The sequence below is a fragment of the Nostoc sp. JL23 genome (genome assembly GCF_017115065.1).
Lineage (GTDB): Bacteria > Cyanobacteriota > Cyanobacteriia > Cyanobacteriales > Nostocaceae > Nostoc > Nostoc punctiforme_A.
In genome coordinates this window covers 23,101-44,297 of sequence record NZ_JABXKN010000135.1, presented here as the reverse complement: position 1 = coordinate 44,297, position 21,197 = coordinate 23,101, and the positions used below count along the sequence as shown (strand labels likewise).

Annotated in this window: 23 protein-coding genes, 1 tRNA gene and 2 pseudogenes; 11 read left to right on the top strand and 15 right to left on the bottom strand. The window is 46.7% G+C overall.

Annotated elements, in window-relative coordinates; all coding sequences use genetic code 11:
* Positions 1-302: 302 nt before the first annotated feature.
* The 8 genes from HWQ42_RS28885 (at position 303) to HWQ42_RS28850 (ending at position 4,744) form a co-directional block, all read left to right on the top strand.
* Positions 303-614, top strand: a complete 312-nt coding sequence (locus HWQ42_RS28885) for an RNA-binding protein (protein WP_094352235.1) — start codon at positions 303-305, stop codon at positions 612-614.
* 335 nt (positions 615-949) lie between these two features.
* The gene (locus tag HWQ42_RS28880; protein ID WP_292739965.1) at positions 950-1,468 is read left to right on the top strand and encodes a hypothetical protein; all 519 of its coding nucleotides are present in this window, start codon (positions 950-952) and stop codon (positions 1,466-1,468) included.
* Positions 1,469-1,628: 160 nt separating this feature from the next.
* Positions 1,629-2,636 (top strand): aldo/keto reductase, encoded by a 1,008-nt coding sequence (locus tag HWQ42_RS28875; protein WP_292817949.1) that lies wholly within the window; start codon positions 1,629-1,631, stop codon positions 2,634-2,636.
* Positions 2,637-3,157: 521 nt separating this feature from the next.
* Positions 3,158-3,295 carry a hypothetical protein gene (locus tag HWQ42_RS28870; RefSeq protein ID WP_292817947.1) on the top strand — a complete coding sequence of 46 codons (138 nt, stop codon included), beginning with the start codon at positions 3,158-3,160 and terminating at the stop codon, positions 3,293-3,295.
* Positions 3,288-3,542, top strand: a complete 255-nt coding sequence (locus tag HWQ42_RS28865) for a type II toxin-antitoxin system ParD family antitoxin (protein WP_292817945.1) — start codon at positions 3,288-3,290, stop codon at positions 3,540-3,542. Before HWQ42_RS28870 ends, HWQ42_RS28865 begins: the two co-directional genes overlap by 8 nt.
* Entirely contained in the window at positions 3,542-3,835 is a 294-nt protein-coding gene (locus HWQ42_RS28860; protein WP_292739960.1) for a type II toxin-antitoxin system RelE/ParE family toxin, read from the top strand. The genes HWQ42_RS28865 and HWQ42_RS28860 overlap by 1 nt, the downstream gene beginning before the upstream one ends.
* Positions 3,836-4,010: 175 nt before the next feature.
* Complete coding sequence (locus HWQ42_RS28855) at positions 4,011-4,310, top strand: hypothetical protein (protein WP_094352227.1); 300 nt, start codon at positions 4,011-4,013, stop codon at positions 4,308-4,310.
* Positions 4,310-4,744, top strand: a complete 435-nt coding sequence (locus tag HWQ42_RS28850; protein WP_292817942.1) for a PIN domain-containing protein — start codon at positions 4,310-4,312, stop codon at positions 4,742-4,744. Before HWQ42_RS28855 ends, HWQ42_RS28850 begins: the two co-directional genes overlap by 1 nt.
* 73 nt (positions 4,745-4,817) lie before the next feature.
* Here the strand turns inward: HWQ42_RS28850 and HWQ42_RS28845 are convergent, their stop codons facing one another.
* Positions 4,818-5,564 carry a Uma2 family endonuclease gene (locus HWQ42_RS28845; protein WP_292817940.1) on the bottom strand — a complete coding sequence of 249 codons (747 nt, stop codon included), beginning with the start codon at positions 5,562-5,564 and terminating at the stop codon, positions 4,818-4,820.
* Positions 5,565-5,628: 64 nt separating this feature from the next.
* Positions 5,629-6,855 (bottom strand): hypothetical protein, encoded by a 1,227-nt coding sequence (locus tag HWQ42_RS28840; RefSeq protein WP_292817938.1) that lies wholly within the window; start codon positions 6,853-6,855, stop codon positions 5,629-5,631.
* Positions 6,856-7,214: 359 nt separating this feature from the next.
* Here HWQ42_RS28840 and HWQ42_RS28835 point away from each other — a divergent pair, with 359 nt between their 5' ends.
* The 3 genes from HWQ42_RS28835 (at position 7,215) to HWQ42_RS28825 (ending at position 9,590) form a co-directional block, all read left to right on the top strand.
* The gene (locus HWQ42_RS28835) at positions 7,215-7,805 is read left to right on the top strand and encodes a chromophore lyase CpcT/CpeT (RefSeq protein WP_292817936.1); all 591 of its coding nucleotides are present in this window, start codon (positions 7,215-7,217) and stop codon (positions 7,803-7,805) included.
* 242 nt (positions 7,806-8,047) lie between these two features.
* Positions 8,048-8,118, top strand: a tRNA-Cys gene (locus HWQ42_RS28830).
* Positions 8,119-8,351: 233 nt separating this feature from the next.
* The gene (locus HWQ42_RS28825) at positions 8,352-9,590 is read left to right on the top strand and encodes a tyrosine-type recombinase/integrase (protein WP_292817934.1); all 1,239 of its coding nucleotides are present in this window, start codon (positions 8,352-8,354) and stop codon (positions 9,588-9,590) included.
* A gap of 44 nt (positions 9,591-9,634) precedes the next feature.
* On the opposite strand, the gene HWQ42_RS28820 is transcribed toward HWQ42_RS28825, so the two are convergent.
* The 13 genes and pseudogenes from HWQ42_RS28820 to HWQ42_RS28760 form a co-directional block, all read right to left on the bottom strand.
* Positions 9,635-10,300, bottom strand: coding sequence for an IS4 family transposase (locus tag HWQ42_RS28820; RefSeq protein ID WP_292817932.1), 666 nt, complete (start codon positions 10,298-10,300; stop codon positions 9,635-9,637).
* Positions 10,301-10,674: 374 nt separating this feature from the next.
* Positions 10,675-11,670, bottom strand: coding sequence for a zinc-dependent alcohol dehydrogenase family protein (locus HWQ42_RS28815; RefSeq protein WP_292817930.1), 996 nt, complete (start codon positions 11,668-11,670; stop codon positions 10,675-10,677).
* Positions 11,667-12,374 (bottom strand): type 1 glutamine amidotransferase domain-containing protein, encoded by a 708-nt coding sequence (locus HWQ42_RS28810; RefSeq protein ID WP_292817928.1) that lies wholly within the window; start codon positions 12,372-12,374, stop codon positions 11,667-11,669. The genes HWQ42_RS28815 and HWQ42_RS28810 overlap by 4 nt, the downstream gene beginning before the upstream one ends.
* 14 nt (positions 12,375-12,388) lie before the next feature.
* A complete protein-coding gene (locus HWQ42_RS28805) occupies positions 12,389-13,234 on the bottom strand; it encodes an aldo/keto reductase (protein ID WP_292817926.1) in 846 nt (281 codons plus the stop codon).
* A gap of 13 nt (positions 13,235-13,247) precedes the next feature.
* Positions 13,248-13,811, bottom strand: a pseudogene (locus tag HWQ42_RS28800) (type 1 glutamine amidotransferase domain-containing protein).
* A gap of 301 nt (positions 13,812-14,112) precedes the next feature.
* The gene (locus HWQ42_RS28795; protein ID WP_292817923.1) at positions 14,113-14,784 is read right to left on the bottom strand and encodes a BON domain-containing protein; all 672 of its coding nucleotides are present in this window, start codon (positions 14,782-14,784) and stop codon (positions 14,113-14,115) included.
* Between the two features lie 74 nt (positions 14,785-14,858).
* Positions 14,859-16,058, bottom strand: a complete 1,200-nt coding sequence (locus HWQ42_RS28790; protein ID WP_292817921.1) for an alcohol dehydrogenase catalytic domain-containing protein — start codon at positions 16,056-16,058, stop codon at positions 14,859-14,861.
* A gap of 45 nt (positions 16,059-16,103) precedes the next feature.
* The gene (gene dps, locus HWQ42_RS28785) at positions 16,104-16,685 is read right to left on the bottom strand and encodes a DNA starvation/stationary phase protection protein Dps (RefSeq protein WP_292817918.1); all 582 of its coding nucleotides are present in this window, start codon (positions 16,683-16,685) and stop codon (positions 16,104-16,106) included.
* 271 nt (positions 16,686-16,956) lie between these two features.
* The gene (locus HWQ42_RS28780) at positions 16,957-18,594 is read right to left on the bottom strand and encodes a cyclic nucleotide-binding domain-containing thioredoxin-disulfide reductase (protein WP_292817916.1); all 1,638 of its coding nucleotides are present in this window, start codon (positions 18,592-18,594) and stop codon (positions 16,957-16,959) included.
* Between the two features lie 230 nt (positions 18,595-18,824).
* Positions 18,825-19,220 carry a response regulator gene (locus HWQ42_RS28775; protein ID WP_292817914.1) on the bottom strand — a complete coding sequence of 132 codons (396 nt, stop codon included), beginning with the start codon at positions 19,218-19,220 and terminating at the stop codon, positions 18,825-18,827.
* Between the two features lie 29 nt (positions 19,221-19,249).
* A complete protein-coding gene (gene fdhA, locus HWQ42_RS28770) occupies positions 19,250-20,446 on the bottom strand; it encodes a formaldehyde dehydrogenase, glutathione-independent (RefSeq protein WP_292817912.1) in 1,197 nt (398 codons plus the stop codon).
* Between the two features lie 98 nt (positions 20,447-20,544).
* A pseudogene (locus HWQ42_RS28765) lies at positions 20,545-20,793 on the bottom strand (LuxR C-terminal-related transcriptional regulator); the annotation flags it as partial.
* Between the two features lie 124 nt (positions 20,794-20,917).
* Entirely contained in the window at positions 20,918-21,124 is a 207-nt protein-coding gene (locus tag HWQ42_RS28760) for a hypothetical protein (protein ID WP_292817910.1), read from the bottom strand.
* Between the last annotated feature and the right edge of the window lie 73 nt (positions 21,125-21,197).

Sequence of the window (21,197 nt, the reverse complement as noted above, 5' to 3'; positions counted from 1 at the left end):
TTTTGATTGAACAAAATTTAAAAATTACCTAATTAATATTCTTTGAAGAGAGATAAGTTCAATTATGGAAATTTTTTGATGACTGCAAATTTCATGCGATCGCTGGTAAGTTAATTTTAAACAAGTTTTGCCAACTATTTGAGTATATTAAGTATACTGCTGCTTAAGAACATAACTTCTCAATTTATGTTAAAGTATGCGTGGAAGATGAAATTCGGCTGTACAGTTTGTTTTTATATATACTTGTATTACAGACCTCTCCGGATCTAAATCTCTACATCCTCTGATTCTGGAGACATTCTATGTCAATTTACGTCGGCAATCTATCTTATGAGGTTAAAGAAGATGACCTCCGCCAAGTCTTTGCAGAATATGGAACTGTAAAAAACGTTCAATTGCCTATCGACCGAGAAACAGGTCGGATGAGAGGTTTCGGCTTTGTGGAATTGGAATCAGACGAACAAGAACAAGCAGCAATTGATGCCCTTGATAATGCTGAATGGATGGGTCGAAGCTTAAAAGTTAATAAAGCCAAGCCCAAGACAGACGGCGGTTCCTCTGGTGGTAGACGAGGAGGCTATGGTGGCGGTGGCGGTGGTGGTGGCCGCTATTAAGGTCTAAAACCAAAAATTTAACTCTAAGGTCTTAAGGGCAGACAAGGAGTCTGCCTTTTTTGCGTTTTGGTTGACCGAAGTAAATGCAGTTCCGATAAAACAAGTTTCAAAAGCCTTGGATAAAAGAATGACTGGGGACTGGTATTTTGATTCAGCAATGGCTCAACCTTAGCTATTCGCTAACAGCACTCAGCAATGGCTCAACCTTAGCTATCCGCTAACAGCACTTTCAAATCAGAGAGCAGGATGCAGGAGGTTTTAGGAAATAATTCTTATGAAGCCATGCGTTAGGGTAGCTTCCCGCAGGTATCGTTTTTGTAATAGGTGTAGCAACCATGAACCCAGAAGCTAAACATATTGTTAACGAACTAAGGCATAAGTTTTACTCTAACTTTGCTGCTACTATGAACATGCCAGTACTTATAACTGGTACATCTTATAGTAGTAATTCACCGATCGCATCTTGGATGGATCGTAAGCAGAGACTCAACTATATAAATGTATACGCCTATACAGCACCCGATAAATTTGTTCCATTTCGCCCATTCATTCTGCGAGTGGCTATTAACAAGAGTGCTGGTAGAGTGACGACGATTAGAAAAGGACAAATCTGCCGAGGTCTGAATTTGGTGTGGGATTTCGAGTTAACTGTATTACCAAAAGAAATCTTAGACTTTCTTCCCTGGATAGTTAACTTAGTTGAGGCCCATGATAAAGGTTCGCCCTTGTTGCTAGAATCACCACCCCATTCATTTGAATTAAACGTGTCAGAGGTCAAGTTATTTAATAACGCCTGGACTGAAAAAGCTTGGCTCTTGGCAAATCCGACCATATTCCCTACTCGAAATATATAATTTTTTTAATTTTCATAAATAAATTTAGTTTCTCTCAAACCCTTTTGGCAGAGAGAAAAACTATTTTTTACAAGCTCCTGCTTCCTGCCTTTCTCCGATGAATGATTGAGGACTGCTATATATGCCTGATAATTAATAAGGCAATCTACAAACAGCAAAGATGCAGACTCTCCAAAAACTCTCTCTCCCAAGCATGGGCTGCGGCACTTGGGCCTGGGGCAACCAACTGCTTTGGGGATATGACGAAAGTATGGATGAGCAGTTGCAGGCCGTCTTTAACCTTTGTGTCAGCAACGGTGTAACTTTATTTGATACAGGCGATTCTTACGGAACGGGGAGATTGAATGGCCGGAGTGAGTTACTTCTGGGACGATTCAACCGAGAATATGTAGGTTCAGGCAAAGACAATATTTGTATTGCGACTAAGCTGGCTGCTTACCCGTGGAGATGGACACGTCAATCAATGGTAAGGGCTTGTCAATCATCTGCCCAACGCTTGGGAAAAAATGTTGATTTAGTACAGATGCACTGGTCAACAGCAAACTATGCTCCTTGGCAAGAGGAAGGACTATTAGATGGTCTTGCCGATTTGTATGAGCAAAGATTGGTCAAGGGAGTAGGATTATCCAATTATGGACCGAAACGGCTTCAGCGAGTGCAGAAGAAATTCGCCGAACGAGGCGTTCCGATTACAACTCTGCAAGTTCAATACTCTCTGTTGTCTACATATCCTGTCACCCAACTCAAGCTCAAAGACCTTTGTGATGAGTTGGGAATTAAATTGATTGCCTACAGCCCTCTCGCTTTGGGAATATTAACAGGAAAATACTCTGAGCAAGGCCCTTTGCCTAAAGGCATTCGAGGTCTGTTATTTAAACAAATATTATCAGGAATGCGTAGAGATGAAGCGGCTTCTGCTGGCAAATCGCTTTTGGAATGTTTGCGAGAGGTGGCACAGTTCAGAAACAAAACTATGTCACAGGTAGCAATTAATTGGTGTATTTGTAAAGGAACTATTCCCATCCCTGGAGCAAAGAGCGTCGAACAAGCCAAGGAGAACCTTGGGGCGTTGGGTTGGCAATTAGACGCTGGTGAGATTGCAGAGTTGGATAGGGCGGCGGCAAATTCAGACAAAAAAATGGTACAAAATATCTTTCAAACTAAGTAAAATTTTAACGTTGCTGAATTTGCCCTACTAAAGCCTAATTCTGGTTAAGTGAAATCCACAAATTTGGTGTTGAATGTCACGATAGATTCAGCAATATCCACTAAAAATATGATGTTTGTAACGAAAATCGTAGTGGTGGTAACTAAATTCGTAACATTGTAACGAAAATAATCATGTTTGTAACGAAAATCGTAGCGTTAGTAACTACACTCATTATTTTAGTAACAAACTCGTAATATTGTAACGAAAATAATCATGTTTGTAACAAAAATCGTAGTGGTGATAACTAAACTCGTTATTTTAGTAACTTAAAGCGTGATGTTAGTGGCGATGTTTAGTAACGGCAACTAGTTTCAATTCAAAAAACCTAGATATCACACGCAATATATTGAGAAAGTAATGCTGAACTGTGCAAAATCCGTAACGCTGAGTAAAATATGGGTTTTTTAACTTAGTTGCGGAATTTAGAACAAAAATGGTGTGTTAAGAAGTAAATAGGATGCACATAGTCAAGGCAGTATATGATACTTGAAACTGCGGCGATCGCTATTTTCTCATCAACCAACGTGCGATCGTTAAACGTTTCCGCAAAGACAACGCCTAACAATCTTGATAACATGGAAAAAATAGTTCAACCTCACTCCCAAGGTTATGAGTAACATTAATATTTCCTTACCTGGGTCGATGAAAGTCTTTATTGAGGAACAAGTGGCTGAAGGTGGCTACAGTTCAGTTAGCGAATATCTACAAGAGTTGATCGTTCAAGACCAAAAACGCAAGATGCAAGAAAAGATAGAAGAACTTTTAATTGCAGGACTTGAAAGTGGAGAGACGATAGAAGTTAATGATGAATGGTGGCAGCAAAAACGCACACATCTGATCGACCTGATGCATCAAGAGAACTAATGACAAAGCAGATAGTCATTACACCCAAAGCAAGTTTAGATATTGATGAGTATTTTGCTTACATTGCCCAAGAAAACCCCGAAACGGCTCTTTTATTTTTTGACTCTGTAAGAGAAACTTTTGCACAGTTAGCAAGAACGCCTGGAATGGGTAGCCGTTATCCTCTGGATAATCTTAGTTTACAAGGTTTACGTAAATGGGCTGTTAAAGGATTTAAAAAGTATCTAATTTTTTACTTTGAGGGAGATGAAACCATTGAAGTTGTGGGATTCTCTATGCTGGGCAAGATATAGAAAGGATTTTAGAATAGGAATAATATTGATTAGCGATCGCTTGTATGATTGCGTTGGTGGAGCGATGTCTACGACGGGCTGCGCCTACGCTTTTCTCTCATCAACACAAATGCGTAAGCGTAGCCCGTCGTAGACATCGCCTTTTACAATTGGAGTATTAATTGTATTTACGTCTATGAACTTTCCTCCCCAAATCCAACAAAAGATTGAAAAATGGGCAAGCAGTCAGGGAATTTCGGCTGAACAGTTTGTTTTGCAAGCTATTGCAGAAAAAATTGACACGCTGAGTCAACAAGTTACTGAAGAACATACTCAACAAAACTCTGAGATGACCAATGTACTGCCTCTTAACCAACCAAATATTTATCGAAAAGAAGGGATTTTAGTTGTAGAGGCAGAATTACCAGAAACCTTTGATGTTAATGTTTTTATAGATGAGTTGAGAGAAGAACGCATTCAGGATCAAATAACTTAATGAAAGTCTTGTTTGATACTTGTGTCTTAGTTCCTGCATTCATTGTCAATCACCCGCAACATTCTGTTTGCTTTTCCAAGATTAAAGCTGCAAAATCTGGGCAAATCCAAGGGTTTATCTCAACTCACAGTTTAGCTGAAACATATTCTGTCATCACACGCTTACCTATTCAGCCGCGTATTAGTCCCCAACAAGCTGAGATGATTATTGTAGATATGTCACAGTATTTAGAGGGAGTTCCACTGCTTTTCAATGACTATCAGGCTGCAATCGCTCAAATGGCAACCTTAAATCTTCCAGGTGGCGGTATTTTTGATGCTTTAATTGCTCAAGCTGCTTTAAAAGCAGAGGTAGACACTCTGTTAACCCTGAATCCAAATCACTTTACTCGTTTGGGAAATGCAATCGCTCACATTGTACAAGTCCCCGATTAAATGCGTAGACGCTTCTTTGGCTTGTCGTCAGGCGCTTTTCTCTCATCAACACAAATGCTATATCTTCTGAGTTCTACGTTTCTATCTCAGATACATTCAAACCTGTTAACCTAGCTACCTGTTCTACTGTCATCCCAGACTCAAGTAAGTTGCGTGCAGTTTGTAATAACTGCGATTCTGCCTTGTCTGCCCTTTGGCGTTCCTTTTCTTCAGGAGTTGGCAGCAATTCTCCTGTCAAATTTGCCCAGCGTAACCAAATAGCATCAATACCTTTATAACTTCCCTGCCACAACTGCAATGCTAACCCTAAAGATTGGCTCACTAACTGATTTTGAGCATTGAATGCAATAGGTTGATAAGCTCCTTTTGCAATAGAAAAACCAGCCAAATCATTAGGGTTAAAAGGGTCATACCAGAAATATTCTGGCACACGCATTTGATTTTGATAAATTAGCTTTTTCTGATTTTTATCTGCTTGGGCTGTGCTGTCAGAAAGCAACTCAATGACTACATCTGGTGCTTTCTCCTCTTCCCAAACCACCCAACTGCGACGTTCTCCTTTCGGGACTCCCAACACAGCAAAAAAGTCTGGCCCTTTAAAGTCTTTGTTACGCACTTGGGCCAGACTGTAATAAACAAACATATTACCGCCGATAAACCCATCCTCTCGTTCTTCCAACCAAGGTATCAAAGCATCTATCAGCAAATCCATCTGGGCTTTGTGTCGTGCGCTTTCCATCGGGATACCGTCATCGTATGGTAATTCTGCTTGAGTGGGTGGGAGTTGAATATCTGGTGCAGCTAGGGTAGTTTCGGACATAGCTTTTCACCTTGTGGGTAGGCGTGACGGGTATTTTTATGTTAAGCGATCGCAGAAATTTCAGTTAATTTGCTTTCGACAGTTTTGCAATTTGCCCACTAAAGTATGCTTCTTGATGTTTGAGTTGTTGCGCCAGTTTTAACCCTTGTTGAAAAGCTGTTAATGCTTGAGGGAATTCTTTGCGTTCTAAATGCAATTGCCCAATTTGGTCATAACCTTGCATCATTCCGTAAAAATTGGCAGCTTGCGCCTGTATCTGCACCAGAATTTCGCTAGCTTGCAAAGCCTCTTCTGTTTGTCCTTGGGAACGATACAGCGCAATTAACTTCTGCAAAGCATCACCAGCCCGAACGTACTCCTTTAATTGCCAAGCAGTGGTATAAGCTTCTTGATAATTATTAAAAGCTTTTATCAGTAAGTTAGGATCTTTCTTGGCTAGAGATTCGTAATCTGAAGCGATCGCTAGCTTTAATTCTGGTATTTCCGTAAGCTTATTTTCATTAACATAAATTTCTGCTAGTTTGTTAAGTACATTCAATGACTGCTGTGGTTGGCTTGTCTGCTCGTAAATATAAGCCAGTTGTTGCAGATATGTTACCTCGTTTACACGATCGCCAAGAGAAGTAGCGAAACTCAACAATTCCTCGTAGATTGGCGCAGCTTTGCGATAATCAAACCAACTCAAATGCAGTTCTCCAAGTGTTTTGAGGGTTTCTAATAGCGCTGTTTGGTCTTGTTGTTGTCGCACTACTAGCAAAACTTGGTTGTAAGCTTCTATAGCCAGTTTAGACGAGCGCAGATTTTTGTAAGCTTCACCTAGCGCTCGCCACAATTCTAGATCGATTGGGGCAGTTTTTTTCTGAGATTGCGCCTGTTTTTGAATCGCTTGCAATCTTTCCGTAATATATTGTACTTCTTGTCCGTCGTTTAGCTTCCAAGCGATCGCCCCAACTCGTGATAATGCTTGCACCTCTGCTAATGAACCTAAAAAGCGCCGCAAACGCAGTTCTCGGTTCCAAATTTCAAAGGCCGCAATCGGTTCACCTGCTTGCAGTTTCGCTGCCGCTTCTTGATTTAACGCATCTAACGCTGGTTCTAACTTTTGCCGTTCTTGGGGAGTTAACGGCTGTTTATCCTTGGGCGATCGGGGTGACAGTGGATCGGGTGTGGTAATCTCTAGAGGGTTGGGAGGAAATTTATCAGGTGGTTTTGGCGGTTTACTCTCTGCCAGTGTTAAGGAATTGCTAAAGAGTATAGTGGCAGTAGCGATCGCAATTAAGTGCCTGAGCATGAGTACTTTACTTTGCCTTGAGTGATTTGCATGAGATAATTAGCAATTATCCCCATGCCTATTATTGACTAACTATTCTCCAGCTTTTCTCCAGCTTGACAAGAAAAGCTTACCTCAGAGCTATGTGGCTTCAGGATACACTAAGTGCGGATTTTGCCAAAATAAATACCTAACGAATTTTAGTTGTTAAGTACACGATGTCAGCAGTTTAACTTGTACTGAAGCAGCCTAATTTTCTCCAGTCAAAGCATCCATCGTAGATATAATTTAAAAATTGCGATCGCAACCGGGATTTTTGAGTCTAGGGAGTGTCAAAATAATCCTAGATCATATTTAAGCAACTAGTCGATCGTTTTGTAATGACTCATTCTACTGATATCGCCACCTTAGCCCGCTGGATGGCAGCTGACTTTAGCAATCAAGAACAAGCTTTTGAAAATCCACCTTTTTATGCCCATATCCGCGTGTGTATCCGTCCTCTTCCCTTAGAGTTGTTCTCAGGGGTAAGTTTGTTTCTCGAACAAGCTTATGATTTTATGCTCAATCAACCCTACCGGATGCGGGTAATGAAGTTGATTCCGGCAGAAAACCACATTGCGATTGAACACTACACAGTTAAAGAAGAAGAAAAATTTTACGGTGCATCCCGTGAACCCGAACGCCTCAAAGAGTTGTCTGTTGACCAATTGGAAAAAATGTCAGGCTGCAACATGATTGTAGAGTGGACAGGGAAGAGTTTCAAAGGCAAAGTTGAACCTGGTAAAGCCTGCATAGTGGTTCGTGACGGCAAAAATACTTATCTGGATAACGAATTTGAGATTGACGCTAAAGAATTTTTCAGCCTCGACAGGGGAAGGGATTTAGACACCGATGAACGTCTCTGGGGTTCTATCGCCGGCCCATTTCACTTTCTGCGTTGGGGTAGTTTTGCCGACGAAGTAAAGGTGTAACAAGTGAAAAGTGAGGAGTTACAACCCAAAACTCTCTTTAATTTGCTAAGAGTTGTCTGTGGTTTGGTCAACTTGTAATCGTAACTTTTAGCGATCGCCCAAAGACTACCAAAAACATCCAGTTAACCTACTATCTCTACCTCAGAATCCTATGCTATCATGGTTTAACTAGCGCCCTATGGCTACTAAATGGCTACTAAGACACCTTAGCAACATTAAAGTAGTTCAGGGTATCTTGCTGTGGCGGCATAGCCAAGTGGTAAGGCAGAGGTCTGCAAAACCTCCATCCCCGGTTCAAATCCGGGTGCCGCCTTCAAAGAAATATAAGCATTACAGGGCTTTTAAGCCCTTTTTTAATAGTAGCTGTAGGGCTTGTTTCCAGATCCTTCCAATATTTTTGGGGTAATTTTGGGTAGTTTGGGTAAAGAACTGGGGTAAAACTGGGGTAAATATGTAAGGTAAAGGTGTTTACCCCAATACACATTTCTGGGGTAAAACTGGGGTAAAGTGGAAAAGTAAAAATGTTTACCCCAGTTAATTAAGCTTATGGAGCCTAAAAAATCTCAAAGTATTGCCAGTCGGGGTTCGGTGCAGATAAAGAACTCTAACGGCAGTCTCCAATTAGTTTTTTCTCATCCTATTATTACGCCCACTGGAGAGCTAAAAACCAAACGTTTCTATCTTTCAACAAGGCACGAGGATACACCTTTTGGAAGACATCAAGCATCGGCTTTGGCGACAAAAATCCAGAGAGATATTGACTATGGAGAGTTTGATGCCAGTTTAGTTAAGTACAAACCAGCAGCATCATTAAGCACCGTTACCCCAATTACCCCAATTACCCCTTCACTTAACCCCCAACCAGACTTGGGAGAATTATGGGAAAAATACGCTGAGTTTAAAAAACCACAGGTTAGTCCTTCTACTTATGCGGTTGACTACCGCAAGTATCGCAATCACATTGCTAAGTTACCAACTAAAACTTTAGATGATGCGATCGCCATTCGAGACTATTTAGTTGCACATCTCAGTGCTAATGCAGCTAAACGTACTTTGACAAATATAAATGCTTGCTGTGATTGGGCACTCAAGAGTCAGCTAATTGAATCAAATCCCTTCCCAAGTATGGCAAAAGATATTCAAATACCGAAGTCAGAATCGGCAGAATATGAAATTAATCCCTTTACTAAGGAAGAACGGGATAGCATAATTCAAGCGTTCGAGGAGAGTAAGCTCTACAGCTACTATGCTCCTTTAGTAAAATTATTATTTTTTACTGGATGCAGACCATCCGAAGCGATCGCTCTACAATGGAAGCATATCAGTGATAAATACATTACCTTTGAGCAAGCAATTACCATCAGTACTAAAGGGTTAGCTCTGAAAGATGGATTAAAAACCCAAAGCCAAAGACGTTTTCCGATTAATAATCAGCAACGTGAAATTTTAAACTCTATCAAACCTGAGAACTCTAACCCAGATGATTTTATCTTTAAAAGCAAGAAAGGTGGCATAGTAGACTTTGGAGATTTTCTCAATCATGCCTGGAAAGGTTACAAAAATCATCGTGGTACACATATAGATGGAATCGTAACTCAACTTGTAAAACAGGGTGTAGTCAGCGAATATCGCAAACCTTACCAATGCAGGCACACTTTTATTACTCTTTGCCTTGAAGCTGATATTGATGCGAAGGATGTAGGAAGGTGGGTTGGTAACTCTCCAGAAATTATTTACAAGCATTACGCAGGTAATAAACGTAACCTACAGGTGCCAGAACTATAAATTTGTTGAATTAAAATATAGGCAGGGTTAGCGCGTCTCAAACCCTATTGACAGGGGGATTTAGCGTAAGCGCAAAAAGCTCTATCTCCTAAAAGAATATCTCCATGATTAAGAAACTGATATAGCTGACGAGCTAATTTAATATCATGAGTGTTCAGAACATCGATACATCGAGCAATCGCGGCTCCCGTCGCTAAACTGAATATTACACCGATTTTCGCAATTGGGAATCCACACCCAAGCTTTTGGCTACTAGGTTGGGGATATGCTTTCTGGTTTTCGGCAGTATCAGGCATTGATACCGTAGACCCATCTATTACTTTCACATTTCGACCACACCATAAATATTCTGTTGTCACTTTTGCTTCTAAATTATCTGCCGCTTTTTTAAAAAGCTTTTCTAATAATTTTTCTGGTAATCTAGAGCGTGCTTGGCAATAAGCACTTGTATCGGTAGAGGGAATTTCTACTATTTGTTCTGCCAAATGAGCAATTATTTTACTGACTGCATTGTGGCAACTTTTATCAGAATCTAAAACTTGAGATAAAAATGCCCACAGAGTTACTATAGGGTCAAATAATCGCTTCTTATATCTAATTTTTAGTTCCACAATGGCTTGCTCAATTACAGATTCTGGTAATAGCTCTTTAAAAGGCAATCCTAAACTTTGATTAAATTTATCCTTGAGGATTTGTACTCGGAGTGTCACAGTAGTAGTAGTTATATTTGCTTGCTCGTCTCTTATGAAAGTATTTCATGAACGAGTAAGCTTTTTCTACTTAGCACAAATTTACATAACCTCTACATCTTATCACTGTCTCTGTACACCGAGCGCTATGCGCGATGAACTTTATCGGCGTAGTTTACCGCCGTAGGCATCGCTTCCATGAAACTGCATCAAAGACAATTGCCTGAGCCATCCCAACACTAATAAAAATAGCTTTTAAAGCTGTAGTCTTTATTCCACATAGCTTAGAGCTTTTCTTAGTGCCATTCGTTGAAATAGCTTTTCGACAGGCGTTTGCTGTTCAGCGACAGACTGTGCGACAGATGCAGTGGACACAGACATATTGGTTTCCTCTTCTACTGAGATACCGTGACGACGATCTTGCCGAACTGCTGGTTCGATTCCAGATAGCGGTGCGCCTCAATAATCTGGTCGAGGGTGAAGGTCTTTGCAATGATCGGCTTCAGCGTTGCGGCTTCAATGCCTCGCCTGATGAAGGCTTGTGCCAGTGCCAGTCGTTGCGGGTCGCTGGTCAGCTCAAACAGCACGTAGCCGCGCAGGCTCAGACTCTTTAGCATCGCCGCACCCGATGGAAACGGAGTTGCCTGACCGCTGAGGTTGCCGTAGATGAAGAGGATGCCTTGACGGCTCATTGCCTGTGCCAGCGTTTCGATTCCAGGTCCCGCGACGGGGTCGAAGACAATGCGTGCTCCCTTTCCATAAGTGATCCGCATGACCTCCGCGACAAGATCCTGCTCCTGGGTGACGATGACATGGGCGGCTCCGGCTTTCTGTAGTGCTTCTGCTTTCGTGCTTGTGCGGGTGGTCGCGATCGCAAGGGCACCCACACTGTTAGCAATCTGGATCGCCGCCAAACCGACACTGCTCGATGCTGCCGTAATCACCACGGCATCCCCGCTAGCCAACCTACCAATATCAATCAGCGCACCATAGGCAGTGAGATATTGCATCCAGACTGCCGCTGCCTCGACCGCGCTGAGTCCTGCGGGACGCTTCAGCACTGCCGCAGCGGGCACGATCGCTTGCTCGGCATAAACCCCATACTGGTTCATGGAAAAAGCCGGAATCACGCTGACAGCTTCGCCGACCTCAAAGCCCTGTACATTGCTGCCCAACGCCTCAACAATACCGGAGGCTTCATAGCCGAGACGAGCAGGCAGATGCGGTTCTTCCAGGTAGATTCCCGATCGAAACATCGCTTCTGCTCGGTTGAGACCGATCGCCTCGACGCGGATGCGGATCTCGTCAGGGCCGGGCGCACCGACTTCGAGATCTTCGATTTGGAGGACTTCAGGACCTCCGATCTGATGGAAACGAACAACCCGTGTCATGATGTGGCTCGTGGAGCGAATGTGGCTGTACTCAGTTGTTGCAACAGTAGTTTTGCTGCGGGTTCGGACGACGCGGGATTCTGTCCGGTAATCAAATTGCCATCACTCACTGCATAGGGCTGCCAGTCATTGGTCTTGGAATACTTGCCGCCATTCTTTTTCAATTCGTCTTCCACCAGGAACGGCACGACATTGGTCAGCTCAACCGCTGCTTCTTCTGTATTGGCAAAGCCCGTCACGGACTTGTCTTGCACGAGAGGAGAGCCATCGGCAGCTTTGGTATGGCGCAATGCACCGGGAGCATGACACACGGCAGCTACAGGCTTGCCAGCGGCATAGAAAGCTTTAATTAACGCGATCGAATTGGCATCCTCAGCCAGATCCCACAATGGACCGTGACCACCAGGATAGAACACCGCATCATAATCGTCGGCAGAGACACTGGATAGCGTTAGGGTACTGGCTAAAACGGTTTGAGCATCGGTATCCTGTTTGAAGCGGAGGGTCGCTTCAGTTTGGGCATCTGGAGCATCGCTTTTGGGGTCGAGTGGTGGTTGTCCACCTTTGGGAGATGCCAGAGTAATTTCTGCGCCTGCGTCTTTGAAGACGTAGTAAGGGGCGGCAAACTCCTCTAACCAAAACCCGGTTTTTCTACCCGTGTTGCCGAGTGTATTATGGGAAGTCAAAACCATCAATATTTTCATGTCATTCCTCGTATTTATCTCATTGCTAGTGCCATCCTATGGCGAGGTGGCGGAAAGGCGCGATCGAGTTCCGCCAAATCTGCACTTGTAAGTGTTAGATCCAACGCCGCGCGATTCTCCCGAACGTGCGCTGGATTGCTGGCTTTGGGAATGGCGATCACCTCCTGATGCAGTAGCCATGCGAGAGCGACTTGGGTCGACGTAACACCGTGACGTGCGGCGATCGCTTTGATCTGAGGATTGTGCAACATTCCCCCTGGTTCACGCGGGGAGTGTTCGATCGGCGAGTACGCCATGATGGCAATGTCGCGCTTCTGGCACCAGGGCAGCAGATCCCACTCAATGCCACGCTGCATCAAGTTGTACAGCACCTGATTGACGATAATCCCGTCGCCACCAGGCAAGGAAATAGCCTCCTCCATGTCATCGAGATCGAAATTGCTAACACCATAATCCCAAATCTTCCCTGCTTGTTTGAGCCACTGAAATCCTGCCAGCGTCTCTGCCAGCGGTACTGACCCACGCCAGTGGAGGAGATAGAGGTCGAGGTAATCGGTCTTGAGCCGCCTCAGGCTGCGATCGCACGCCTCGATCACGCTCCGCCGGGTGGCGTTGTGCGGATAGACCTTACTGATGAGGGAGACTTCATCGCGGCGTTTGGCGATCGCCTCACCGACCACCTCTTCCGCACCACCATCCCCATACATCTCTGCCGTGTCAATCAGCGTCATCCCCAGATCGAGTCCAAGACGAAGTGCTGCAATTTCTGCTTGTCGCTGACTACGATCCTCTCCCATTCCCCAGGTTCCCTGTCCCAACGCAGGCACTAATCTTCCCGATGGCAATCGCACTAGTTTCATCTTTGGAACTCTCCTATACTGGCTGCGCCTGTCCCGCGTGGCTGAACAGCCCAATCATTTCCCGGTTGAACGCTGAAATGTCGTCGGGCATACGACTCGTTACAAGGTTGCCGTCCACCACGACCTCCTGATCCACCCACTCCGCGCCTGCATTCCGCAGATCCGTCTTGAGCGAGGGCCACGCAGCGATCCGCCGCCCGCGTGCAGCACCAGTCTCAATGATCGTCCAGGGTCCGTGGCAGATGGATGCCACTGGTTTGCCAGCGTCGAAGAAGGACTTGACGAACTCAACTGCCTTTTCCTGCATCCGGAGCGTGTCAGGATTGATCACACCACCCGGTAGTAGCAATGCGTCGAAGTCTTGAGATTGTGCCTGGTCGAGCACAACATCGACCTAGAACTCGTCACCCCAGTCCGTAAAGTTCCAACCGCGAACGCGAACGCTCTGGGGCGACACGATGCGAGTCTCCGCGCCAGCCTGATCGAGGGCTTTCCGAGGCTCGGTCATCTCGACCTGCTCAAAGCCGTCCGCGATTAGGATCGCGACCTTCAGTCCTTTAAGATTCTCATTCGCCATGTTCCTATCTCCTTTCGATATGGGTTTGTATGGAGTGGGCGATCGCCTCCAGTGCGCCCAGCGGCTCGAAGGCTAGTAACTCCTATGCCTGAGCGAAGTGCAAGCCAGAGGGGCGCGCCAGAGTTTTGCGGACGCTGACAAGCAACTAACGCTATTTGCCCTGATCAGGGGGTTTAGGGCGAGATTGTAAGGCACTTGCCAAGAATAAATCAGCCCAGCCGTTACTTTCGCCTTGAGGGCGAAAGCGCCTAAATCTCTCGGTTTTGCCAAAAATATTATTGATACGGCTGGGCTGATTTATTTATTGGATCTCCCTAATCCGGTTTTCTACCGAAGTGACCCCTGGCGCTGACCACGCCGATCGCTCTGCCTCTTGTCGCTCTGCCCAGGAGCGTACCGTCCCCTTCAGGATGACCTTGCTCCCCTCCACCTCGACCGTAATCCGCTGTGCATCAGTTTCGGCACTCCGCACCAACGCCTGCTCAATCTTCTGCTTGAGTTCTGATGGGGTCACACGGGGTTTGACGGTGATTAAGTTGGTGACTCCCTTGACACCCAACAGGCGACGAACCACTCGCTCAGCGTCTATTTTCTGGTACTGCCACTCGACCTCACCCTTAAGCGTGACCCAGCCCTTGGAAACTGTGACGTCGAGCTTATCGATGGACAAGTCGGCATCCCACTCCAGCGCATGAATGGCGGCTGCGGCGATGTCGGCATCGGTGCGTTCGGCGGAGCTAGGTAGCCGCACCTCAATCTCGTTAGCCACAGCCAGCACGCCACGGACGCGGTGGGCGATCTCCTCAGCCGCCCATTTATTGGTGTAGGAGTTGACCCAGCCTGTGAGTGTGACGATGCCGTCTTTGACAGCCACGCCGATCTCGGTGGACTGAACGCGAGGATTCCACTTCAGCTCATGTAGCACATCCTTCTGGATGTGGTCGTCGGTTCGAGTTGTGGTTGCGGTTGCCATGATTGTTTCTCCTTACGGTCAAACTTCATTGAATGGCTGCGGTGACTGCTTCTTTGGTTACGCCTCATCCTGCTCTATGCGGCTTTCTTCGTGCTGCCGTGCGGGTCGATGACGAACTTCTTCGGCGAGCCATCGCTAAATATCCGGTAAGCCTCCGGTGCTTGGTCGAGCGAGATGATCTCGGTGTTCGCGACTTCGCTCAAGTAAGGCATCCGGTCCCACAGGATCGCCATCATCAGTTGGCGGTTGTATTTCATGATCGGAGCTTGTCCTGCCGTCAGCGACGGCGACTTGATCCACGCCTTGCTGAAGGCAAGGGGGAGCAGACCTTGCTTGGCCATGTCGGTCTTGGCTTCAGGATCGGCATCGGTGTATATGCCGGGGATGCCCATCGCGCCCCCCGCCCGGACCACTTCAAACAGGGTGTTAAGTATCGCTTCTGAATGCTCTTCTCCGTCTTCCCGTCCGTAGCCATGCGCCTCAAGACCCACGCAGTCCACTCCGGAATCGACTTCCCTCTCTCCCAAGATTGCTTCGATCTGGTCGGCAACTGGCGTATCTTTCCTCGTGTCTACGGTTTCGTAGCCCGCTTTCTTCACCTGGTCTAACCGCTCCTGGTTTCTGTCGCCCACAATGATGCAGGACGCGCCCAAGAAGCGAGCACTGGCAGCGGCACAGCGACCCACTGGACCTGCGCCAGCGATGTAGACCGTCGATCCCGACCCGACCCTTGCCTCTATGCAGCCGTGAAAGCCGGTCGGCAAGATGTCTGAGAGCAGCGTCAGATCCCTGATCTTTGACATTGCTTGGTCTTTGTCGGGGAACTTTAAGAGGTTCCAGTCGGCGTAGGGAACCATGAGGTATTCGGATTGCCCGCCCTGCCAGCCGCCGAGGTTGAAGCCGTAAGCTCCGCAGTCTACTTCGGGGTTGACGTTCATGCAGACGTCGGTGTGACGCTCCTTGCAGTTGCGGCAGCGTCCACAGGAGACGTTAAATGGAACAGAACAAAGATCGCCAACATGAATAAACTGCACGTCCCGACCCACTTCGATCACCTCGCCAGTCATCTCATGTCCCAATTGCATTCCTACAGGAGCCGCAAACCGACCGTGATAGATGTGCTGATCGCTGCCGCAGATGTTTGTTGTTACGATCTTGAGAATCGCTCCGTGATCGGCTTTGTTGCCACGAGGATCGATGAGTTTTGGGAAATCAAGATTTTTAACCTCGACTTTCCGAGGCCCCATGTAGACAACTCCACGATTGCTTGCCATGACTGGTTTCTCCTTTTCTTTTGTAATTGTTTGATTTGTGAGGGTTCATCGAAGAGCTTTAGCTTCCTTTGCACCAGCTTTTACGGCATGGGATTGGGTGTTTGCGGTAGCCGCTCCTGAAGTATTGGTTGCAGTTTGCAGATGCGCTTCCAGGAACCATAAGCGCTTGTCGATCGTCCGCGATATCTCAATGTAGAGGTCATTGGTATTCATCTCATTGAGCTCGTTGGTTTTCTGAATCCCATCCCGTAGGGATTTAGCATAAATGGCGAAGCGATCGGCGAGAGCCGTAACATGATCCATCCCCTCTACCAGGTCAAACGGATACTCGGGTAACTCCGACTGCTGGGCAGCAATGCGGGCGGTTCCCAGAGCGTAGCCTCCTAATGCAGTGATGCGTTCTGCCACCAGATCGATAAATTCTTCCACTTCCGCTGCGATTTCATCGAATAGTTCATGCAATTGGTAGAAGTCTTTCCCTTTGACATTCCAGTGAGCTTGTTTAACTTGAGTTTTCAGATCTAGCGTTGAAGCCAGGGTTTGATTGAGCAACTCAATCAGTTGAGTCCGCAACATTTCAGGAATATCGATGCGAGTGGAGTAAAAGTATTGCGAATCACGACTCATCAGTTTGTCTCCTTATCTAGACTCCGCTGTTTAAAATCCAGTGACAGTGAGGGTTTTGTAAGTCGCCGAGGCAATGTTCCCCCTAAGTGCTGGACTCTGTTGACACCCTAGAGGGAGAATCTAAGGGTTTTCTGAGGAAATTATGGTGAATTCACGAAGGGTATGTTCCTTACTTGGCTGCATCTTGGCGATTGCGTTCTAAAAGGCTCTTTTGGTGATCGCCACTATCTGATGTCCCATAGCCTCAGTTTAGGCTTTATGATTGTCCCATTTAGCTAGAAGCCAGGTACTCATGAACGAACTGCACTGCCATTGCCCCTTCTCCGACGGCAGAAGCCACCCGCTTGATGGAACCCAGCCGCACGTCTCCCGCTGCAAAAATGCCGGGAAGACTGGTCTCCAGCAGAAAGGGTTGGCGACGCAGCGTCCACTCACCTGACTCCATCACTCGCAGACCTGTCTTGACAAACCCGTTGCGATCGCACTGAATGGCATCTGGCAACCATTTCGTATGCGGCACAGCACCGATAAAGACAAAGACTGCCAAACATTTAATCGTGTCAGCTTGTCCGGTTTGACTGCAAAACACCTCAACGGCTTCGAGCCACTTGTTGCCGTAGATTTTGCAGATTTCGGTGTAGCATTGCACTTCGATGTTGGGCGTTTGCTCAATCCGCTGCACCAGGTAATGAGACATGGTTTTTCTCAGATCACCGCCCCGAATTAGCAAAAAGACTTTTCGAGTCTGTTCGGAGAGGAAAACTGCCGCCTGACCCGCAGAATTGCCGCCACCCACGACGACCACCTGGGCACCCCGGCACAGCAGAGCTTCCACGGCTGTCGCTGCGTAATAAACGCCGGAGCCTTCAAAGCGATCGCAGCCCTCAACGGCAAGCTTGCGATAGGACGCACCCGCGCAGATTAGAATGCATTTAGCAGAGATTTCTTCGCCGCTCTCTAGTCGCAGCGCGTAGTACCCAGTTTCACGGCTCAGTTGAACTACTTCCGCTGGTGCCGTTAATATAGCCCCAAATTTCTCAGCCTGGATCACGGCTCGATTTGCCAGATCGCTGCCGGAAAGACCCGTTGGAAAGCCCATGTAATTCTCGATTTTGGAACTGGTGCCCGCCTGCCCACCCGGACCCATTTTGTCCAATACGAGGGTTTTCAAGCCCTCCGATGCGCCGTAAATCGCTGCCGCCAACCCCGCCGGACCCGCCCCCACGACTACCAAATCATAGATGGTGTGTTCGATCGGTTTTTTAATGCCGAGGCAGTCAGCCAACTCAGCCATCGAAGGATTTTTCAGTAGCTTATCGTTGCCGCAAATCACAACTGGGGTTTCATCTTCACTGATCCTGAACTGTGTCAGCAGTGTGTCAACTTGAGGATCGTTTTCCAGATCGATCCAGGTAAAGGGAACCTTATTTTTCGCCAGAAACTCGCGAATTCGATGAGTTTCAGGGGAATAGCGTGAACCGACTACCCTGACGGCTACGAAGCCGGATTCCTCAAGCAACTGACGGCGCATCAGAAATGCCCGGAGTAAGACATCACTCAGTCGTGGCATTTCATTCAAAATCCGTCGTAGATCGTCTGCTGCAATCTCATACACCTCACAGTTGGAGTGGGCGATCGCCCTAACAACAGCCGGTCTACCTGTCAAAATATCCACATCCCCCGTAAACTCCCCCGGCTCGTGGATTGTGACGATCTGGTCGTGACCAGAGGAACGATCGACGATCGCAACTTCGCCACGCTTGATCACGAAGAATTGGTAATCCGGTGTGCCTTCCGCAAACAGTGTCTCGCCTGCCTGAAATGCTTTAAGTTTGGCGAATTTGCCCAATGCCGCGATCTGTTCATCGTCGAGTTTAGGAAACGCGATCGGGTGATGCTCTAATGCCATGATTGAAATCCTCGTTCTTGATCACGATACAATTGACGACACCTTTCCCCACTTGCCGCCAAACACAAACTCCCGCTGCGGCTTACGCTGTCTCGGTGTCAGATCTCGCTCTCTAAGCGACTCCGGCAACTGAGTTGGATCTCCCAAATACCCAATCGCCAGCGCCGTCCATGCCTTAAAATCTACTTCTCCTCAATTCAGTTAATGATTTCAAAACAACAAGTTCAAAATTACAGGCATTGCCTATCGGCTTTAACGCCAGCCACCATCCATAGCAACTCATCTATATCAAAGGGTTTGGTGATAAATGCTTGATATCCTGCTGCTAACGCCTGATGTTGAGTTTCTTGAGCAACATCGGTACTGAGTGCAATTGCCGGAATGTGTCCTCCCTGCGTTGGACATAATTTCCGTATCCTGCAAATTAAGGAGATGCCATCTTCCTCAGGCAACCGAACCTCACTGATCAGCAGATCTGGTTTGGCTGCCAATAACGTGAATGCCTCACAGGCTAAGCAGGCTCTGATCACCTCCATTCCCGCCTCCATCAGAACAAACGACAGTAACATCAGATTATCTTCGTCATTCTCGACGACTAGAACCCGGAAACCATTGAGAGCATCCATAGCAAGATTCCTCCCTTGCTCCAAGCGGCTTACTTCAAGCTGCCGTGGGGGTCAATCACAAATTTTTTGGCGGCTCCTTTGTCAAACGCTTGGTAGCCCTGGGGAGCCTCGTCTAGGGGAATCACCTGAACGTTGACAGCCTTAGCGATCTGGATCTTGTCGTTGAGAATTGCCATCATCAAGCCACGGTTGTATTTTTTGACAGGGGTTTGACCTGTGTAGAACGAAAGGCTCTTTGCCCAACCCAACCCGAAGCGCATGGTCAGATTACCGAGCTTCGCTGCCTCGTCCTCTGCTCCCGGATCTTCGGTTACGTACAATCCAGGAATACCCACCGCTCCGCCAGCGCGAGTGACTTCCATCATGGTGTTTAATACGATCGCGGGTACACCTTTCTTCGGGTCGTAGTCTTTGCCGTGCCCGTGCGCCTCAAAGCCGACGCAATCGACTGCACAATCGACCTCCGGCACACCGAGAATTTGTTCGATTTGTTCGGCGATCAAGGCATCTTTGGAGATATCAACCGTTTCACAGCCGATACTTCTAGCATGAGCTAAGCGATCTGGGTTGCCTGCTCCAACAATCACGACAGCCGCGCCCAATAGTTGTGCTGATGCGGCGGCTGCCAGACCAACCGGACCTGCACCAGCAATGTATACCGTTGAGCCACTTGTGACTCCTGCGGTCACACAACCGTGATAACCCGTGGGCAAGATGTCAGTCAGGCAGGTCAGATCCGGGATCTTTTCCATTGCTTGAGCCTTGTTTGGGAATTTCAGGAGATTGAAATCGGCGTAGGGAACCATGACATACTCTGCTTGACCGCCAATCCATCCGCCCATATCAACGTATCCATAGGCACCACCGGGGCGATCCGGGTTCACGTTCAGGCACACATCGGTATGACGTTCTTCGCAGTTGCGGCAGCGTCCACACGCCACGTTAAATGGCACAGAAACCAGATCCCCTTGCTGAATAAATTGAACATCGCTCCCACATTCGATCACCTCACCCGTGATCTCATGACCCAGCACTATGCCGATTGGCGCTGTAGTACGTCCTCTTACCATATGCTGGTCGCTGCCACAAATATTGGTGGAAACAATCTTGAGAATGACGCCGTGATTGCATTTGTTGCCGCGCGGATCAACGAGTTTGGGAAAGTCGATAGTTTGCACCTCGACCTTCCCAGAACCCAAATAAACCACTCCACGATTGCTTGACATGATTTGTTTATCCTGATTTCAGACAATGCAAAATTAAAAATGGGAACCCCAGGCTGGCAGCCACTTTTAATTTTTAATTTTTAATTCATTCTTGTTTGTTAGTGGACAAGACCCGCACGCAGTGCTCGAATTGCTGCCTGAGTGCGGTCATGAACGCAGAGTTTCTTCAAAATATTGCGAACATGACTTTTCACCGTACCCGTAGTGATGTAAAGCTTCTGGGCGATCGCCAGGTTGTTGAGACCGTCAATAATCAGTTGCAACACCTCTCGCTCCCGTTCAGTTAACGGCTCAACGTTAATGATTTGCTTGTACTCTGGCTCGATCGCTCGAATGGCGATCGTCTTAGCAGAATGGTTGATGATGCCCTCAGAATGAAAGGGTTGAGATTGCTGAAGTAGCCCAGCAACTTCTTGAGCAACATCAATGAACGCACCGTTCAAAGCAAAGTTGCAGTCTGATTGAGGCAGTCTAGAAAACGACTGAATCATGACGTTTATATTTTGTTGTGTTGTTCAGGAGATGTTTTTCATCGGTGGTTTCAAGCAACCTATCTGGTTGGTTTTGCAATGCAATTGAAACGACCTTCCAGATGAAGAGAGAGCCAAAATCAATTGGAGTCGCAGATTTTAACTGCTCGAAATCATCTTGTTGGCTTAATAATGAAGGTAATGTCATAGAAGTATCCTCAGTGATGATTGACACCCTAGAGGCGAAATCTAAGGGCTTTCTGAGGAAATTGTGTTTCAAG

Excerpts from the sequence above, each read along its gene's own strand:
- HWQ42_RS28790 (WP_292817921.1), bottom strand. The coding sequence starts at position 16,058 with ATGGCAAGCAATCGTGGAGTTGTCTACATGGGGCCTCGGAAAGTCGAG.
- HWQ42_RS28850 (WP_292817942.1), top strand. The coding sequence starts at position 4,310 with ATGAAAGTCTTGTTTGATACTTGTGTCTTAGTTCCTGCATTCATTGTC.
- HWQ42_RS28825 (WP_292817934.1), top strand. The coding sequence starts at position 8,352 with ATGGAGCCTAAAAAATCTCAAAGTATTGCCAGTCGGGGTTCGGTGCAG.
- HWQ42_RS28795 (WP_292817923.1), bottom strand. The coding sequence starts at position 14,784 with ATGGCAACCGCAACCACAACTCGAACCGACGACCACATCCAGAAGGAT.
- HWQ42_RS28865 (WP_292817945.1), top strand. The coding sequence starts at position 3,288 with ATGAGTAACATTAATATTTCCTTACCTGGGTCGATGAAAGTCTTTATT.
- fdhA (WP_292817912.1), bottom strand. The coding sequence starts at position 20,446 with ATGTCAAGCAATCGTGGAGTGGTTTATTTGGGTTCTGGGAAGGTCGAG.
- HWQ42_RS28870 (WP_292817947.1), top strand. The coding sequence starts at position 3,158 with ATGATACTTGAAACTGCGGCGATCGCTATTTTCTCATCAACCAACGTG.
- HWQ42_RS28845 (WP_292817940.1), bottom strand. The coding sequence starts at position 5,564 with ATGTCCGAAACTACCCTAGCTGCACCAGATATTCAACTCCCACCCACT.
- HWQ42_RS28810 (WP_292817928.1), bottom strand. The coding sequence starts at position 12,374 with ATGAAAATATTGATGGTTTTGACTTCCCATAATACACTCGGCAACACG.
- HWQ42_RS28775 (WP_292817914.1), bottom strand. The coding sequence starts at position 19,220 with ATGGATGCTCTCAATGGTTTCCGGGTTCTAGTCGTCGAGAATGACGAA.
- HWQ42_RS28840 (WP_292817938.1), bottom strand. The coding sequence starts at position 6,855 with ATGCTCAGGCACTTAATTGCGATCGCTACTGCCACTATACTCTTTAGC.
- HWQ42_RS28875 (WP_292817949.1), top strand. The coding sequence starts at position 1,629 with ATGCAGACTCTCCAAAAACTCTCTCTCCCAAGCATGGGCTGCGGCACT.
- HWQ42_RS28855 (WP_094352227.1), top strand. The coding sequence starts at position 4,011 with ATGAACTTTCCTCCCCAAATCCAACAAAAGATTGAAAAATGGGCAAGC.
- HWQ42_RS28815 (WP_292817930.1), bottom strand. The coding sequence starts at position 11,670 with ATGACACGGGTTGTTCGTTTCCATCAGATCGGAGGTCCTGAAGTCCTC.
- HWQ42_RS28860 (WP_292739960.1), top strand. The coding sequence starts at position 3,542 with ATGACAAAGCAGATAGTCATTACACCCAAAGCAAGTTTAGATATTGAT.
- HWQ42_RS28880 (WP_292739965.1), top strand. The coding sequence starts at position 950 with ATGAACCCAGAAGCTAAACATATTGTTAACGAACTAAGGCATAAGTTT.
- HWQ42_RS28780 (WP_292817916.1), bottom strand. The coding sequence starts at position 18,594 with ATGGCATTAGAGCATCACCCGATCGCGTTTCCTAAACTCGACGATGAA.
- HWQ42_RS28885 (WP_094352235.1), top strand. The coding sequence starts at position 303 with ATGTCAATTTACGTCGGCAATCTATCTTATGAGGTTAAAGAAGATGAC.
- dps (WP_292817918.1), bottom strand. The coding sequence starts at position 16,685 with ATGAGTCGTGATTCGCAATACTTTTACTCCACTCGCATCGATATTCCT.
- HWQ42_RS28805 (WP_292817926.1), bottom strand. The coding sequence starts at position 13,234 with ATGAAACTAGTGCGATTGCCATCGGGAAGATTAGTGCCTGCGTTGGGA.
- HWQ42_RS28835 (WP_292817936.1), top strand. The coding sequence starts at position 7,215 with ATGACTCATTCTACTGATATCGCCACCTTAGCCCGCTGGATGGCAGCT.
- HWQ42_RS28760 (WP_292817910.1), bottom strand. The coding sequence starts at position 21,124 with ATGACATTACCTTCATTATTAAGCCAACAAGATGATTTCGAGCAGTTA.